13 protein-coding genes and 2 pseudogenes are annotated in these 16,318 nt (G+C 59.1%); 13 read left to right on the top strand and 2 right to left on the bottom strand.

From position 1 onward, the window contains the following. Positions 1-70: 70 nt before the first annotated feature. Genes BLU63_RS26380 through BLU63_RS26360 form a run of 5 tightly spaced genes read left to right on the top strand, consistent with a single transcriptional unit; the run spans position 71 to position 7,146 of the window. A complete protein-coding gene (locus BLU63_RS26380; RefSeq protein ID WP_083376647.1) occupies positions 71-1,312 on the top strand; it encodes an MdfA family multidrug efflux MFS transporter in 1,242 nt (413 codons plus the stop codon). Positions 1,313-1,333: 21 nt separating this feature from the next. Continuing rightward, the gene (locus tag BLU63_RS26375) at positions 1,334-2,464 is read left to right on the top strand and encodes a LuxE/PaaK family acyltransferase (protein ID WP_083376646.1); all 1,131 of its coding nucleotides are present in this window, start codon (positions 1,334-1,336) and stop codon (positions 2,462-2,464) included. A gap of 1 nt (position 2,465) precedes the next feature. After that, complete coding sequence (locus BLU63_RS26370; protein ID WP_083376645.1) at positions 2,466-4,868, top strand: aldehyde dehydrogenase family protein; 2,403 nt, start codon at positions 2,466-2,468, stop codon at positions 4,866-4,868. 53 nt (positions 4,869-4,921) lie between these two features. Beyond that, positions 4,922-6,211 carry a phenylacetate--CoA ligase family protein gene (locus BLU63_RS26365; RefSeq protein WP_083376644.1) on the top strand — a complete coding sequence of 430 codons (1,290 nt, stop codon included), beginning with the start codon at positions 4,922-4,924 and terminating at the stop codon, positions 6,209-6,211. Continuing rightward, positions 6,211-7,146 carry a GNAT family N-acetyltransferase gene (locus BLU63_RS26360; RefSeq protein ID WP_083376643.1) on the top strand — a complete coding sequence of 312 codons (936 nt, stop codon included), beginning with the start codon at positions 6,211-6,213 and terminating at the stop codon, positions 7,144-7,146. Before BLU63_RS26365 ends, BLU63_RS26360 begins: the two co-directional genes overlap by 1 nt. Here BLU63_RS26360 and BLU63_RS26355 read toward each other — a convergent pair. Next, the gene (locus BLU63_RS26355; RefSeq protein ID WP_083376642.1) at positions 7,135-8,061 is read right to left on the bottom strand and encodes a LysR family transcriptional regulator; all 927 of its coding nucleotides are present in this window, start codon (positions 8,059-8,061) and stop codon (positions 7,135-7,137) included. The two genes, BLU63_RS26360 and BLU63_RS26355, sit on opposite strands and share 12 nt — an antisense overlap. A gap of 117 nt (positions 8,062-8,178) precedes the next feature. Here BLU63_RS26355 and BLU63_RS26350 point away from each other — a divergent pair, with 117 nt between their 5' ends. Further along, the gene (locus BLU63_RS26350; protein ID WP_077747752.1) at positions 8,179-9,174 is read left to right on the top strand and encodes an aldo/keto reductase; all 996 of its coding nucleotides are present in this window, start codon (positions 8,179-8,181) and stop codon (positions 9,172-9,174) included. A gap of 45 nt (positions 9,175-9,219) precedes the next feature. On the opposite strand, the gene BLU63_RS26345 is transcribed toward BLU63_RS26350, so the two are convergent. Then, the gene (locus BLU63_RS26345; protein ID WP_010460681.1) at positions 9,220-9,753 is read right to left on the bottom strand and encodes a hypothetical protein; all 534 of its coding nucleotides are present in this window, start codon (positions 9,751-9,753) and stop codon (positions 9,220-9,222) included. Positions 9,754-10,143: 390 nt separating this feature from the next. On the opposite strand from BLU63_RS26345, the pseudogene BLU63_RS33905 reads away from it, so the two are divergent. From BLU63_RS33905 to rarD, 7 genes and pseudogenes are all read left to right on the top strand, one after another. Further along, positions 10,144-11,271: pseudogene (locus BLU63_RS33905) on the top strand (cache domain-containing protein); the annotation flags it as partial. A 339-nt stretch (positions 11,272-11,610) separates the two neighbouring features. Beyond that, a pseudogene (locus tag BLU63_RS33900) lies at positions 11,611-12,135 on the top strand (methyl-accepting chemotaxis protein); the annotation flags it as partial. 192 nt (positions 12,136-12,327) lie between these two features. After that, positions 12,328-12,774 carry a DUF411 domain-containing protein gene (locus tag BLU63_RS26335; protein WP_010460685.1) on the top strand — a complete coding sequence of 149 codons (447 nt, stop codon included), beginning with the start codon at positions 12,328-12,330 and terminating at the stop codon, positions 12,772-12,774. Next, positions 12,774-13,208, top strand: coding sequence for a YqaA family protein (locus tag BLU63_RS26330; protein ID WP_077747751.1), 435 nt, complete (start codon positions 12,774-12,776; stop codon positions 13,206-13,208). Before BLU63_RS26335 ends, BLU63_RS26330 begins: the two co-directional genes overlap by 1 nt. 85 nt (positions 13,209-13,293) lie before the next feature. Then, on the top strand, positions 13,294-14,319 hold the full coding sequence (locus tag BLU63_RS26325; protein ID WP_083376640.1) for an alpha/beta fold hydrolase: 1,026 nt from the start codon (positions 13,294-13,296) through the stop codon (positions 14,317-14,319). A 13-nt stretch (positions 14,320-14,332) separates the two neighbouring features. Next, positions 14,333-15,286, top strand: coding sequence for a D-2-hydroxyacid dehydrogenase family protein (locus tag BLU63_RS26320; protein ID WP_083376639.1), 954 nt, complete (start codon positions 14,333-14,335; stop codon positions 15,284-15,286). Between the two features lie 102 nt (positions 15,287-15,388). Next, complete coding sequence (rarD, locus tag BLU63_RS26315) at positions 15,389-16,270, top strand: EamA family transporter RarD (RefSeq protein ID WP_010460694.1); 882 nt, start codon at positions 15,389-15,391, stop codon at positions 16,268-16,270. Positions 16,271-16,318 lie beyond the last annotated feature (48 nt).

Genomic DNA, 16,318 nt, shown 5'->3' with positions numbered 1-16,318 from the left:
CCGCTTGATTAATCTTGGCGCATCGCAATAAGACCCACTATTTAACTTCACGAAGAAGAACAGGGATGCCATGCACAAACCGCTCATAAATATTAGCCCCTATCAGGTGTTCGGCTTTTGCCTTGCCATTACTTTTTTTGAACTTCTGACGTATATGGCCAGCGACATGATCATGCCCGCCATGTTGACCGTCACTCATGATCTGAATGCCAGCGGGAGACATGTCCCCTACGCCTTCAATCTTTATCTGGCGGGCGGCATTCTTCTGCAATGGCTTATTGGGCCGCTGTCGGATCAGTTCGGTCGCCGACCGATGTTGCTCATCGGTTGCGGTTTATTCGCCCTGTCCTGTGCCGCCGCGTTCAGCGTGCACAGCATTTATGCATTCAACGGCTTGCGGGTGATTCAGGGCATGGGGCTGGGATTTGTCATCGCGGTCAGCTATCCAGCCTTGCAAGAAGTGTTCTGCGAAGCCGACGCAGTAAAAATCATGGCGTTGCTGGGCAACGTTGCATTGCTCTCTCCGCTGCTGGGGCCTTTGCTCGGCAGCCTGCTGCTGGAGTGGTTGTCCTGGCGGCAGCTGTTTTTACTGCTGGGTATCGGCGGCCTGTTGGTCTGGCTCGGGCTTTACCTGTTCATGCCGGAAACCGTGGGTACCTCGCGTCATGACGGTCAGCGACTGGCGGCGGTGCCGTTCGAATGGCGCGGCACCGTGCGCCGTTATGCCGCCTTGCTCGGCAACCCGCGATTCCTCAGCGCCTCGGTCGCGCTGGGGGTCATGAGCCTGCCCTTGATTGCGTGGATCGGGCTGGCTCCGCTCCTGCTGATTCACAATCAGGGACTATCACCCTTGCAGTACGGCCTGTGGCAGATCCCGGTGTTTGCGGCCGTCATTCTCGGCAACCTGATACTCAATCGATTGATCGCCGACACTGAATTGCCGCAACTGATTCGATACGCGTTGTGGCCGTTTTGCGGCGGACTCCTCGCCTTGCTCGCCAGCAGTTTCTACGGGGCGTCTACGCCTTTGCTCATCAGCGCCCTGGCCGTTTATGCCATCGGCCTTGGCATGAGCAACGCCGCCCTGTACCGGCTCGCGCTGTTTTCAAGCGACGACAGCAAAGGCCTGGTCTCGGCCATGATCGGCATGATCTCGATCGCCGTCATGGGCGGCGGCGGCTCGCTGATTGCGGCGGCCGGTGCCGGTGACAACCACGAATCCTTCGCCCTGATGGCGGCTATTGCAGGGCTCATGTGCCTGCTGCCCTTGCGCCTTTTTCTGCGGCGTTCTCACCTCCCGCTTGCTGCCTGACTCCACCCGAAAGGTCCTTCGATGATCCATTTAACCCACACCGATGCGCTTTGCGCGTTAACGCAACCCTATTGCCTGGATTCCGTGCCTGAAGGCCTGTTCGAGCGGGCCATGGGGGAAATCAGCCTGTTTCATTGTCACCACACGCCTGGCTATGAGCGCTGGCTCAACAGCAACGGGCTGGTCGCTCAAGACCTGGCGACACTGGATGACTGGTCAAGACTACCGCCGATTTTCGCTCACTATTTCAAACGTCACCTGTTGTTCGGCCCTACGGGCGAAGGCGCGCTGGAGCTGACATCGTCCGGCACCAGTGGCCAGAAAAGTCGCCTGCGCTATGACCGGCGCAGCATGGCGGCCGCCCAGGGCATGGTGAGCCACATTTTTCGCCATTACGGCTGGGACACTCCGGACAGTCCCTGCAACTACTTGCTGCTGAGCTATGAACCCAAGGCTGCGATCACCTTGGGCACTGCGTACACCGACCAGTTTCTGTGCAGCTATGCGCCGGTCAACCGCATCGCTTATGGATTGCGCCTGACGGGCAACGGTCACGCGTTCGATGTTTTTGGGGTGATCCGCGCCTTGCAGGAATTCGCCGAAGAAGGATTGCCGGTGCGCATTCTCGGCTTCCCGGCGTTCCTCTCCCACGCGTTGCAGCACATGGAAGACACCGGCGTCGCGGATCTGAAGCTACCGGCCGAGTCCCTGGTGTTTCTCGGGGGGGGTTGGAAAACCCAGGCCGCACAGGAAATTCCTTTGTCGCAGTTGTATCAACGCATCCACCGCCAATTGGGCATCGACCTGTCCCGCTGCCGGGACGGTTACGGCGCTGTCGAGCATGCCGTGCCCTACATCCAGTGTGCTCGGCAGCATTTCCATGTGCCGGTGTATTCGAAGGTCTTCGTGCGCAACCCAACCAGTTTCACTGTTCAACCCTACGGTCAGCGCGGCTTGTTGGAGTTCGTGTCGCCGTACATTTCGTCCAGCCCCGCGCACGCCGTTGTCATGGGCGACCTGGCGACGCTGCACTCTGGTGCCAGCTGCGGATGCGGCTTGCAGACCGACTGGTTTGAACTGCACGGACGCGCCGGAACGACCGCCAGCCGAAGCTGCGCAATGGCCGCGTCTGAACTGATTGAAGGAGCCTGACATGTACTTGATCAATGGTGAACTGCGGGACGATATCACCCTCGAGACAGCCCTCGAGCAACTGTATCCACAATTGCCACAGCGGTTGAATGCACCGATCGACAGCGACACCGTCATCGACGCAGCGGCTCGATTTGCCCTGCAATTGCAAGCTGGCCGACTGGATGTGCCCCTCGACAACGATCAACGATTGGGGCTTGTCGACTTCTGCCAACGCAGCCACCTCACCACCAAACTTGAACGTGAGTTGGGTGTGCAACCGCGTTCGTTACGGCGTATTGATTACCGGCAAGCCTGTTTTGAAAGCTGGCATCCGCTGGGGCTGGTGGTGCACATCACGCCGGGCAATGCGCCGATGCTGGCGTTCTGCGCGGTCCTGGAAAGCCTGTTGGCCGGCAACATCAACTGGCTGCGCCCCAGCTCCAGCGATCAAGGATTGACCGCCCGGTTACTCGCCGCGCTGGTGCATTGCGACACCAGTGGCCAGTTGGCTGATTTCATCGCGGTGCTGCCGGTCAGCACGGCTCAGATAGCGCAACTCTGCACCCGCGCCGATGGCGTCGCCGCCTGGGGTGGTGAAAACGCGCTAAAAGCGATTCGTCAGCAGATCCCGGCCGGGTGTCGCTGGATCGATTGGGGCCACAGGATCAGCTTCGCTTATCTGTCGCCCGAGGCGGCGAGCGATTCGGCGCTGGACGCGCTGGTGGATGAAGTGTGCAGTCTGGATCAGCAAGCTTGCTCCAGCCCGCAATGGCTGCTGGTAGACAGCAACGATCCGGCGGTTTTGCTGGACCTGGGTGAACGTCTGGCCAAAGCCTTTACACGTCGTTCCTCACATTGGCCGGCGCTGGTTCCTACTGACCAGGAGGCTTCGGAAGTCACCACCCGTACCGCGATGGCGAGGCTGGAACACTGCTTTGCGCAGCAGACTGGTCAGGTCTGGACCGGCCCGGGATGGAGGGTCATCTGGGATCACCATCAGACGCTCGCGCCCTCGCCGCTGTTTCGTACACTGCTGCTCAAACCGGTGCCGCAACACTTGATCGCCGAGACGCTATTGCCTTGGCGCACCGTCCTGCAAAGCTGCGTGTTGATGTGTTCTGCGGTGCAGACGCCCGGGTTGGTGCGCTCGCTGGTCAATGCCGGCGTCACGCGTATTGCCCCGTGCGGGCTGATTCATGACGGTTACCCTGGGGAACCCCATGACGGCGTCTACGCGCTGTCGCGCTTCAGTCGCCGCCTCTCGGTGAGTCTGTCGCCTGAGGCCGTGCCTGGCCGGGCAACACTCGACGCGCTGCCAACCGCTGCGGATACACGCCATGAGCCGATCATGGACAAAAACACATTCATGACCCAGCCGATCAACGCCATGGCCCAGCTGTTTTTCCGCTCTGGGGGCAGCAGCGGCACGCCAGCCCTGGCCGGGTTCAGCTATCAGGACTTTCAACGGCAGATGCGCGCGGCGGCAGACGGCCTGTTCGCCGCCGGTCTCGACCCGTCAACGGATCGGGTGATGAACCTGTTTTACGGCGGCAGCCTGTATGGGGGATTCTCCAGCTTCACCAAGGTTCTGGAATTGATGGGCGTTACACATTTCCCCATGGGGGCGCCGCACGATGATGACTTCAGCGAAATGGCCCGAATGATCGTGGATCATCGCATCACCGTGCTGATCGGCATGCCGAGTACGTTACATCGCTTGTTTTTCAACGAACAAAGCCAGCTTCGCGCGTACTCGGGCATCAGCAAAGTGTTCCTCGGCGGCGAGCACCCTGGCCAGGCCAGCCTGCGCCTGATGGAAAGCTGCGGAGTCTCGACGATTCGCTCCGCGATTTATGGCTCGGTCGATGCCGGTCCGCTGGGGCATGCCTGCGCGGCAACGGCAGACGGCGTCTTTCATTTGATGTGCGATACCCAGCATCTGGAAATCGTGCATCTCGAACACGATTCTCCGGTGCAAGCCGATGAGATCGGCCGGCTGCTGTTCACCTCTCGGGCCCGGCAAGGCCAGGCCGTGCGCCGGTATGACGTGGGGGACACCGGTCGCTGGATATCCGGAGCCTGCCCTTGCGGGCTCGACTCACCGCGATTCGAATTGCTGCAGCGCCACGGCAAGCTGATACGGATGGGCACGGAATTCATTTCACCGTCGGCGCTGCAGGACAGCCTCGGCCTGCCCGTTCAACTTGTGCTGGACCACGCCTGCGATGGCAGCGAGCGGCTGAAGGTTTTAGTGAACCTGGAGGCCGAAAAGGCGTATGAAAAGTTATTGACCCACGCCGCACTGACCAATGCCGTGAATGCCGCGCTGATCACGATAGAAGTTCACGAGTGTGCTGAATCCGAATTCACCAAAAACAAACACAGCGGAAAAACACCGTTGGTTATCGACAACAGACATTAAACATCTCGTTTGTCTTTTAATCTCACAACGCCTGATAAAAAAAAGAGAACCCAGTGAAAACAACTTATTCGCTTGAACAACTCTTGCCTTATATAAGGCAACACTCAAACTTCTATCGCAAACACCTGCAACACTTACCGGCAGAAGGTATTACTTTAAAAGACCTGCCGCTGACCAATGTGGCCGACTATTGGGCTGACAGTAACGACCTGAATCATTGGCCTGTGCTGACCGGCAACATCGAAGACGCGTTGGTGTTTAAAACCGGCGGATCCACCAGTCAGGGCAAACTGACGGTTTACTCGACCCGCGAGTGGCAAGCCTTGGTCAGTACGTTTGGAAACAGTGTTTCCTCTCAACTGAAGGACGGTGACAGGGTCGCCAACCTGTTCTTTTCCGGCGATCTCTACGCCAGTTTTCTGTTCATCCACGACTCGCTGGCGCACGTCAAAAGGTCCATCTGTGAGTTTCCGTTCACCGGTGAAGTCAGCATGGATGTCCTGGCGGATGCGCTGGATCAGCACCGGATCAACGTGCTGGTGGGTGTGCCGGCGCAGTTGTTGAAATTCGCCGCATACCTGAATCAGCATCAGCGGGTGCTGTGTGGGGTTGATACGTTGCTGTACGGCGGCGAAAGCCTGTTCGGCCCGCAATTGGCCATCCTCACCCAGGTATTTCCCAATGTGCGCATCGCCTCAATCGGCTACGCCAGTGTCGATGCGGGCCTGATCGGCGCGACAAGCCGCGACTGCGCCTTGGGCGAGCATCGGGTATTCGAACCCCAGACCCTGCTGGAAATCGTCGACGAACTGACCGGTGAAGTCATTGAACAATGCGACCACACCGGATTATTGCTGGTGACCAACCTGACCCGCCAACTCATGCCGCTGCTGCGTTATCCGGTAGGCGACCGCGCCTGCTGGCGTGAGCCCGCCAACACCCCGATGCGCAAATTCGCCCTCAAGGGGCGTAGTGCCCATAGTCAGCGGGTTCGTGTGGGGTCGGCGTCGTTGTTGATCGACGAAATGCGACAGATCGTCCAGCGCGTTGCTGGCACCGACCAATGGCAATTGCGCATCGAACATGACGGCTACAAGGACATCGTCAGTGTGACATGGGTGCCTGACGCAAACGCCGTGGCCACCGCCCCACGATGCCTGGCATTGTATGAAGCGCTTATGGCCCATTACCCCGCGCTCGATCATCTGAATCGCGAAGGGCTGCTGGAGTTGCGAGTGCTGTCCTGCAACGTCACCGACCTGAAGCTTCACCCTCGTTCCGGCAAACAGATGCGGGTCCTGGATTTGCGCCCCTATGACGCGCCATCGCTGGAGACTGCGTGATGTCTCATCTGATTTTTCGACGCTACCGCCCTTCCGATGCCCGTGCCGTGAGCCAGTTGTTTCGCGAGGTTTATGGCGATCATTACGTTCAACCGGATGTTTACCTGCCGCACATGATCAGCCAGCACACCGCCGAGGGTCGCTGGAAATCGATGCTGGCGGTGGATGATGTACGCGTTCTGGGGCATGCCGCGTTATGCCACGAATCGTCCCCGCAGAGCGCGGAACTGGCTCTCAGCGTGGTGCATCCCGCGGCGCAGGGGCAAAGTATCGCGACACGCCTGGGCCGGGAGTTACTGTTGCAGGCCGGGGCACTGGGCTTTAAGAGCGTCCTGATCAAGCAAGTGACCCACCATCCGTACACGCAACGCATGGCCGCAAACATCGGTTTCCACAGCACGGGAGTGCTGCCCGACTACGTTCCTTCGCCCTTCGCCGAACCGCACCCGGAAACCATTGTGATGGGCTGCCACGTGGTCGAAGGGCAGGCGCGTCCTCTTCCCGACATTCCCTGGCCCGAACGCTACCGGGGGTTTATGCAGCACCTGAGTTCGCTGTTCGGAACCCATCCAGAAATGCCCCCACAACCTTCGATACCCTTGCAGATCAAGCAGCACCATCACCGCTTCGACATGGTCATTCACCGTCTGACCAAACGTCTGCTCGACCAGATCCGGCAATTGCCCGGTCACTGGATGATCTCGACCCGACTTGCGCTGTCGCGACACTTCGCCGAAGACTTGCGCAGTTTGACGACGCTTGGCTTCTCGTTTACCGGGTTGATGCCCGCTCCCGGCAGTCATGGATGGTTTGCCCTGTTTCATCGAGGGGCGCGGCCTCAGTCCCTCAATCTGCATTTCCCCTACATGCAACAGTTGCACGACGATTTGCAGCAAAACACCGAAGCACTGGGCAGCGCTCGCTCAGCCGCTTAAGTCTTTTCGGTAAAACTCATTGCCCGGCTGCGCGCAAAGCTCCACCAGCCAGTCGACAAACACCCTCACCCGCCGGGACAACTGGCGGTGTGGGGGATAGAGCGCCGTCAACGGCATGCCGGGGGGCAGCGTCGCGTTCAATACTTCGCACAAACGCCCTTCCTTCAATTGGCGGGCGACGTGGTAGTACGGCGTCTGGATCAGTCCGTAACCCGCCTCACAAGCAGCCAGGTACCCGTCGGCACTGTTGACCGACACGTGCTTGGGCAGGTCAATCAACCGGAGTTGATCATCGACCATGAATTCCAGCCCGAACCGCTTGCCGGTAGTGCCGGAGAAATACTCCACCATCTGATGGCCCTCAAGGTCAGCCAGATTGTGCGGGGTTCCATGGCGCGCCAGGTACTCGGCGCTGGCGCAGGTGATCTGGTCGAGCATGACCAGCGGCCGCGCCACCAGTGACTCATCCAGCGCCGCCCCGCCGCGCAGCACACAATCGACGCCTTCACGAATCAGGTCGACAGGTCGGTCATTCAAACCGATATCCAGTTCGATCAACGGATAGCGGCGAGTGAACTGCGGCAATGCCGGAATCACGATCAGGCGCCCGATCCCGGACGGCATGTCCACTCGAAGCAAGCCTTTGGGGTTGTTGCGGGCGGCGGAAAACACCGCTTCGGTTTCCTCCAGATCGGCCAGCAACCGCACGCAACGGGGGTAATAGGCTGCGCCGTCGAGGGTCAGGCTGATCTGCCGCGTGGTCCGTTGCAGCAGTTGCACGCCAAGGTGAGCCTCAAGTTGCTTGATCAGGATGGTCACCGACGCGCGGGGCAATTGCAGGCTGTCCGCCGCTTTGGCAAAGCCGCCCAGCTCGACGATTCGGGTGAACACGCGCATGGCGTTAAAACGGTCCATTGTCAGGCGATCCGGTTGATTATTTAGAAATTGCGAACAGTGATAGCAGTTGTAGCCGGTTTATCTTGTTTCTGTCGAGGTCAACACTGGAGGCTTACACCACAGGGAGTTCATTTCATGCAAACACGTCAATTGGGCAAAAACGGCCCACAGGTTTCTGCCATCGGTTTGGGCTGCATGGGCATGACCGATTTCTATACGACCGGTGTCGATACCCGTGAAGCCACCGCCACCCTGCATCGGGCGCTGGAGTTGGGGATCAACCTGCTCGACACCGCAGACATGTACGGCCCGCACACCAACGAAGAGTTGATCGGCAAGGCCATCGTCGGCAAACGCGAGCAGGTGTTCCTGGCCAGCAAGTTCGGCATTGTCCGCGATCCGTCCAATCCCGGCGCCCGGGGCGTCAACGGCCGACCGGACTACATTCGCACGTCTATCGACGGCACGCTCAAACGACTGGGCGTTGAAACCCTGGATTTGTACTACCAGCACCGGATCGATCCGCAGGTGGCCATTGAGGAAACCGTCGGCGCCATGGCCGAGTTGGTCAAAGTCGGCAAGGTGCGTTATCTGGGCTTGAGTGAGGCGTCAGTGGCCACGCTGGAACGGGCACACAAGGTTCATCCGATCAGCGCCCTGCAAAGTGAGTATTCGCTGTGGAGCCGTGACCAGGAAGAGAACGGTTGCCTGGCTGCGTGCCAGCGTCTGGGCATTGCGTTCGTCCCTTACAGCCCATTGGGTCGTGGCTTTCTGACGGGGGCACTGAAAAGCCCGGATGACTTTGCCGCCGACGATTACCGGCGCTTCAGCCCGCGCTTTGAAGGGGAAAATTTCGCGAAAAACCTGTTGCTGGTGCAGCAGGTACAAGCCTTGGCAGCCGACAAAGGGGTGACGGCGGGCCAATTGGCGCTGGCCTGGGTGCTGGCGCAAGGTGACTACCTGATCCCGATTCCCGGGACCAAACAGCGTAAATACCTTGAAGAAAACGTTGGCGCACTGGAGGTGAAACTCAGCGACCACGACTTGCACGCCCTGGAAGCGATTTTCCCGGCCAATGCCACTGCAGGCTTGCGCTATCCAGAGGAAGTCATGAAGTTACTAGATCGGTAACCAACGCCTGGCCCACTCGGTCTGAGTGGGCCGGCACTGCGAACATCAAGCCTTGGATCTGACGCCACCGTCGGTAGCAGGCACCGTTGTACCGTTGCCCTTGCCGTAAGCCTGCAGGTTCTGCAGCACATAAATCGCCGTCTTGTATTCCGGAATCAGGCCGGCGGCGTATCTGTCGCCCTTGATGCTGTTGTTCTGGATGGTGTCCAGTTGCGTAGCGAAATACTCCAGCGCATTGAATTTTGCATCCGGGTCTTTCTGAATACCAAACCGGTCGAATTTGTCACCGGCGTTCATCAACGTCATCGACGTGATATCGGAGATCAATCCCTTGCCTCGCAAAAAGGCGCTGAGATTGCCCAGCTGTTTGGCGGAGACATTTTCCGGGTCAAAGCCTTTCACGTTCCGATGGATTTTCTGCTCATCCATTTTCGCCGTGTTCAGCGCGTTTGGATTGGTCCCCACCAGTGCCAGCATCTGCTTGACCCTGGCGCTGTGGGTGACAGGTTTGCCCCCGCCCGTATCCTGAACCAGCAACCCTGCCTTGGGAGTCCAGGCCCCTGTGTAGCCGATAGTCATGAATGAACTCCCGACTGCGTGACCATAAAAAATTCCTTGTTAAGTCCAGTTTTAGAGCCGCCGAGTATCGGCCTGGCAACTAGCCATACCAACAACTTTTTTCCAGTTTTTACAATTTTTGTACATGTTAGATACAAAGCACCAAGCGCCTTGTTTCATTGGTCTACACATTCTTTTCAAAAGAGGTCTAGCCAACTAATCAGCCTCTTGTACGTCTTGGTTAGTTTATTTGTATCAACATCGACACTGTCCGGCCCTTGACCGCTCGTCACCCTGCCCCTTTCTAGCACGCTCGTACCTAAAGCTCGTCCCTTGCAAGCCGATAGCTCTTCGAAGCGCCGATTTTCATTCCGAAAACCACAATAAGAACGCTGCACAAGGACCGGTCCCATGCCCGCATTCCGCACCATCCAGGCTCGTTACACGCTGTTTCTGGTCCTGTTCATCCTTCTGTTATTCGTCCTCACGGTGGTCGGCATCAGCCAGTTGGTCGCCCCCAAGCTTCGTCACACCGAAGAACAGGTGGCCCTCAACCGCATCGCCGAAGTGGCCGAGCAAATCCAGGGCGAACTGAACAAGGTTCAGGCGCAACAGCGCAGCATCACCCAGACCATTCCGTTGCTCGACAGCGCCGCCATCGACACGGTGCTGCCAGGCCTGGTCGATCAATACGGCGAGTTGAAAGTGTTCGGAGGCGGTATCTGGCCGTTACCCGGCCAGCGTGAGGCCGGGCGTAACAAGTTCAGCACCTTCTGGCACCGCGACGCCTCGGGCAAGCTGGCGGTCAATACGTTCTGGAACAGTGACGCCGCTCCCAACTATTACGACCAGACCTGGTACAAGGGCGGCATGCAAACCCCGCGCGGCCAATGCGCCTGGGCCGCGGCCTATAAAGATGACGCCAGCGCCGAGCCACGGACCAACTGCGCCATGGCCATTCAGAAAAATGGCGCGGCGTATGGCGTCTCGACTATCGACGTGACGCTGGGCTTCTTCAATGACTTGATCGCCCGCAAGGAAAAAGACCTCGGCGCCGAAATGCTGATCGTCGAAGCCGACGGCAAGATCATCAGCAACAGCTCGCGGATCAGTGGGCCAATCGTGCTGAAGAACATCAGTGAGCTGGCCGGCAACTCGCCGTTCGCCAGTCAAGTGAAGGCCGGCCTGCACAACCGTGATCAGTCGCAGCGGGTCGAGTTCGACAACAACGGTGAAGCCAACACCTTCTTCATGCGCCCGATCGAAGGCACCCCGTGGTTCCTCGCCACGGCCCTGCCGACCTCGCTGATCACCGCCCAGCGTGACGATGTGCTCAGTACCTTGAGCCTGCTGCAAATCCCGATGGTGATTCTGCTGGTGTTGCTGCAGATCTATGCGATTCGCCAACTGATCCAGCGGATGAAAATCCTCAAAGCCAACATTGATGCCCTGTCCGCGGGCGATGCCGACCTGACCAAGCGCATCACTATCCGCGCCGAAGACGAACTGGGCGCCATCGGGCACTCGGTCAACGCCTTCATCATTTATTTGCAGAACATGATCGGCGAAGTCACCCAGGCCACCGGTGCCATGGCCTCCAGCCTGGACAACCTGCAGCGGACTTCCGCCCACACCAGTCAGATTCTGGTGCGCCATGCGTCTGAAACGGATCAGACGGTCACGGCGATTACCGAGATGAGTTCGACCGCCGAAAGCGTCGCACAGAATGCCGCTGAAACGGCGGCCTTCACCCAGCGCGCCAACGAGAACGCCGATCGTTCACGGGTCGTGGTCGGTGAAGCGTCCAGCAGCGTGATCGCCTTGATCGACGAAGTGGCGAGCGCCACCCATAAGGTCGAAAGCATGCAGGAAGACGCGCAACGCATCACCGAAATCCTCGGGGTGATTGGCGCGATTGCCGGGCAGACCAACTTACTGGCGCTCAACGCCGCGATCGAAGCGGCCCGGGCCGGTGAGCAAGGTCGCGGTTTCGCGGTCGTCGCCGATGAAGTCCGCGCCCTCGCCGCCCGCACGCAAGCCAGCACTTCGCAAATCAATGAAATGCTCAAGCGCCTGACCCAAGGCGTGAGTTCGTCTGTAACTGCGATGGAAAATACCCAGGCCAGTTGCCAGTCTGCCGCCGACGCCACGGCGCGGGTCAACACGGGCCTGGATGAAATGGCCGGCTCGGTCAGCCACATCAACAGCCTGAGTACGCAGATCGCCACCGCCGCCGAGCAGCAAAGCGCGGTGACCGAAGAGATCAACCGCAGCATGGTGCAGATCCGTCACATGGTGGATGAGCTGGTGAAAAGCGGCCAGGCCAGCGAGCTTAATACCCAACAACTGCTGCAAGCCAACGCGCGAGTCAGCTCGATCATGGGGCGGTTCAAGGTTCGTTGATCGCTGCTGAATTACACATGCTCCCTGTGGCCGGGGAGTTGGGTCTGGTGAGGATCTTTGTGGTGAGGGGGCGTGCCCCCTCGCCACGACAGCTTGGCGTACCTGTATTACTTCGAAACAACCTCGTATCTCTTCCCGGCAAAAAATGGTCAAAATGCATCTTTTTGGCCGCAACCCGAGACGAGATCCCCCATGCGAATCCACCTGCGTCTGGTCGCCCTGAGCGCCCTTTTTATCTCCTCCATGGCCCAGGCCGCCGACCTGGTCCCGATCGAAGTCCACCGTGACGCCAACTGCGGCTGCTGCAAAAAATGGATCAGCCACCTCGAGGCCAACGGCTTCAAGGTTGAAGACCACGTCGAATCCAACATGAGCGAATTCAAGCAGCAGCACGGCGTGCCTCCACGCCTGGCGTCCTGCCACACCGGCCTGATCAACGGCAAATTCGTCGAAGGCCATGTGCCTGCGGATCAAGTCCTGGCCTTGAGCAAACGCAATGACCTGCTGGGTGTTGCGGCACCGGGCATGCCTATGGGTTCGCCGGGCATGGAAATGGACGGCATGAGCGATGCCTATCAAGTGATCGGCCTGAAAAAGGACGGCACTGATGTGGTGGTGGCGGACTACCCGGCCCATTGATGGGTGGCGCCTACATCGGGCTGTTCTTCGCGGCGTTCGGTGCCGCGACCTTGCTGCCGTTGCAGTCCGAAGCGCTGCTCGTGGGGCTGTTGCTCAGCGAACAGTATTGGCTATGGTTGCTGCTGGCCGTCGCGACGCTGGGTAATGTCCTCGGCTCGGTGGTGAATTGGTGGCTCGGCTGTCGCATCGAGCGGTTTCGCGACCGGCGCTGGTTTCCAGTCAGCCCGCGCCATCTGGAACAGGCCCGAAAACACTATCAACGCTATGGTCATTGGTCATTGCTGCTGAGTTGGGTGCCAATCATCGGTGACCCGCTGACGTTGGTGGCCGGCGTCATGCGCGAGCCGCTTGGGCGGTTCCTGCTGATCGTGACGCTCGCCAAAGGTGCTCGTTATGGCGTGCTGGCCCTGGCCACGCTCGGCTGGATCGGTTGAACGATCGGCGGCGGCGATTGCCTGTCTTTAATGTCGCCCTAATCATGCCGATCCAGCATCGGCGGGTTTTCTATGGAGTTCACCCATGTCCCTTCCCCTCTCCCGTTGGCTGCCCGGCCTGTTTCTGACCGCTGCACTGCCTGTTCTGGCTCACGCCGAAGGCCCGGAATACGGGCCGGAACTGCAAGGGTTCGAGTACCCGTATACGGTCAAGCACTTCTCGTTCGAGTCCCAAGGCAAATCCTTGCAGATGGGTTACATGGACGTCGCCGCCCACGGCAAGGCCAACGGGCGCAGCGTGGTGTTGATGCATGGTAAAAACTTCTGCGGCGCCACTTGGGACAGTTCGATCAAAGCCCTGAGCGAAGCCGGTTACCGGGTGATTGCGCCGGACCAGATTGGTTTCTGCACCTCCAGTAAACCGGATAACTATCAGTACACATTCCAGCAACTGGCGACCAATACCCAGCAACTGCTCAAAGCGCTTGGCATCCAGAAGTCCAGCGTGCTCGGGCACTCCACCGGCGGCATGCTCGCCACACGCTATGCGTTGCAATACCCCGATCAGGTCGAGCAACTGGCGCTGGTCAATCCCATTGGCCTGGAAGACTGGAAAGCCCTTGGCGTGCCCTATCGCACCGTCGATCAGTGGTACGAGCGCGAACTCAAGCTCAGCGCCGACGGCATCCGCACCTATGAACGCAACACCTATTACGGTGGCCGCTGGAAGCCTGAATTCGATCGCTGGGTCGATATGCTTGCCGGCTTGAACAAAGGCCCGGGGCACACACAGGTGGCCTGGAACTCGGCGTTGATCTACGACATGATCTTCACCCAGCCGGTGTACTACGAGTTCAAGGACCTGAAGATGCCGACGCTGTTGCTGATCGGCACGTCCGACACCACGGCCATCGGCAGTGACATTGCCTCCCCGGAGGTCAAGGCCAGGCTCGGTCATTACGACGTGCTCGGCAAGCAAGTGGCAAAGTTGATTCCGCAGTCCACACTGGTTGAATTCCCCGGCATGGGCCACGCGCCGCAGATGGAAGAACCGGCGAAATTCCACCAGGCATTGCTCGACTGGCTGAACAAAACCAATCCCGTGCGTTAATGAGGTAAGGCTGATGGCGGTGCAGATTGCGGTGATCGATGATTGGCAGGACGTGGCCCGTGACGTGGTCGACTGGTCAGTGCTGGACAGCCTCGGCGAGGTGAGTTTCATCCATGATTACCCCGCCGACAACGCAACCCTGGCGGAGCGTCTGGGTAAATTCGAAGTGATCTGCGTAATGCGCGAACGCACCCGCTTCGATGAAGATCTTCTGCGCCAATTGCCGACACTCAAGCTGCTGGTCACCGGTGGTATGCGTAATGCTGCGCTGGATCTCAAGGCCGCTGCGGCACTGGGTATCCAGGTCAGTGGCACCGACAGCTACAAACACGCCGCTCCAGAACTGACCTGGGCGTTGATAATGGCCGCGACCCGCAATCTCGTGGCCGAAGCCAATGCCTTGCGCGCCGGGAAATGGCAGCAAGGCCTGGGCGGTGACTTGCACGGCAAGACACTGGCGATCCTCGGCCTTGGCAGCATCGGCCAACGGGTCGCGCAGTTCGGTCAGGTGTTCGGGATGCGGGTGATCGCGTGGAGCGAAAACCTCACGGCCGAACGTGCCGCTGAAGTGGGCGTGACCTATGTCAGCAAGCAGGAACTGTTCGAGCAGGCCGATGTGCTGTCGGTTCATCTGGTGCTCAGTGATCGCAGCCGCGGATTGGTCGACGCCCAGGCGCTGGACTGGATGAAACCCTCGGCGCTGCTGGTCAACACCGCCCGCGGACCGATTGTCGATGAGGCTGCGCTGATCAAGGCTTTGCAAAAGAATCGCCTCGCGGGGGCGGCACTGGATGTGTTCGACATCGAGCCATTGCCGGTGAATCATCCGTTCAGAACGCTGGACAACGTGTTGGCGACGCCGCATGTCGGGTACGTCAGCCAACAGAACTACCATCAGTTCTTTTCGCAAATGATCGAGGACATTCAAGCGTGGTCGGCGGGTGAGCCGATTCGCCTTCTGAGCTAGGACCGAAGCGCCGCTCTCGCACTCGATCGATGTTGGTCAATACTGAACGTGAAAACCACGTATCCTCTGCGCCCGTTTCACGTTCAACCTCGCGAGGGCAGTTTGTCTAAAGGTATCGCTTTATCGGTCTCGGCCTCGGTGCTGTTTGCCGTCATGTATTACTACACCTCGCTGCTCACCCCCTTGAGCGGCGTGGAGATTTTCGGCTGGCGCATGCTGCTGACCGTGCCGTGCATGACCGTGTTCATGATGGTTTCCGGCGAATGGAAACGCGTGGTCGAGATTTTTCGGCGTATCGCCGGGAATCGCAAACTGATCGCCGGCCTGATCGCCTCCTCTGCCCTGCTCGGCGTGCAGCTTTGGCTGTTCATGTGGGCGCCGCTCAACGGCTACAGCCTGGATGTGTCGCTCGGCTATTTTCTGTTGCCGCTGACCATGGTCCTGACCGGGCGGATCGCCTATGGCGAGCGCCTCTCGTATCTGCAAAAAATCGCCGTGGTGCTGGCCTGCCTTGGGGTGATCAACGAGGTGTATCAGGTCGGTGGTTTTTCCTGGGCAACCTTGCTGGTCTGCATCGGCTATCCCTTGTATTTCATCCTGCGCAAGCGCCTGGCCGCCGACAACCTTGGCGGTTTATGGCTGGACATGGCGTTGACGCTGCCGGTGGCATTCTGGTTCGTGCAGAGTGGCGAACAGGGTTTCGGCGTGTTTGATCAACACCCGTGGTTGTCGCTGCTAATCCCGATACTCGGAGTGATCAGCGCGTCGGCGCTGGTGGTCTACATCATCGCCAGCCGGTTGTTGCCGTTCAGTCTGTTCGGGCTGTTGAGTTATGTAGAACCGGTGTTGCTGCTGGGCGTTGCGTTGCTGCTTGGGGAAAGCATCAAGCCCGGGGAATGGTTGACTTATATTCCGATCTGGCTGGCGGTGGTGGTGCTGGTGTTTGAAGGGTTCAAGCACCTGGTTCGGCATCGCAAACCTTAAGCCCTACACAAAACCAAATGCAGGAGTGAGCCTGCCCGCGATAGCTAT

The sequence above is a fragment of the Pseudomonas mandelii genome (genome assembly GCF_900106065.1).
GTDB lineage: Bacteria > Pseudomonadota > Gammaproteobacteria > Pseudomonadales > Pseudomonadaceae > Aquipseudomonas > Aquipseudomonas mandelii.
Note: the sequence above shows the minus strand (reverse complement) of the source record. Positions and strands in the feature narration are given on the sequence as shown.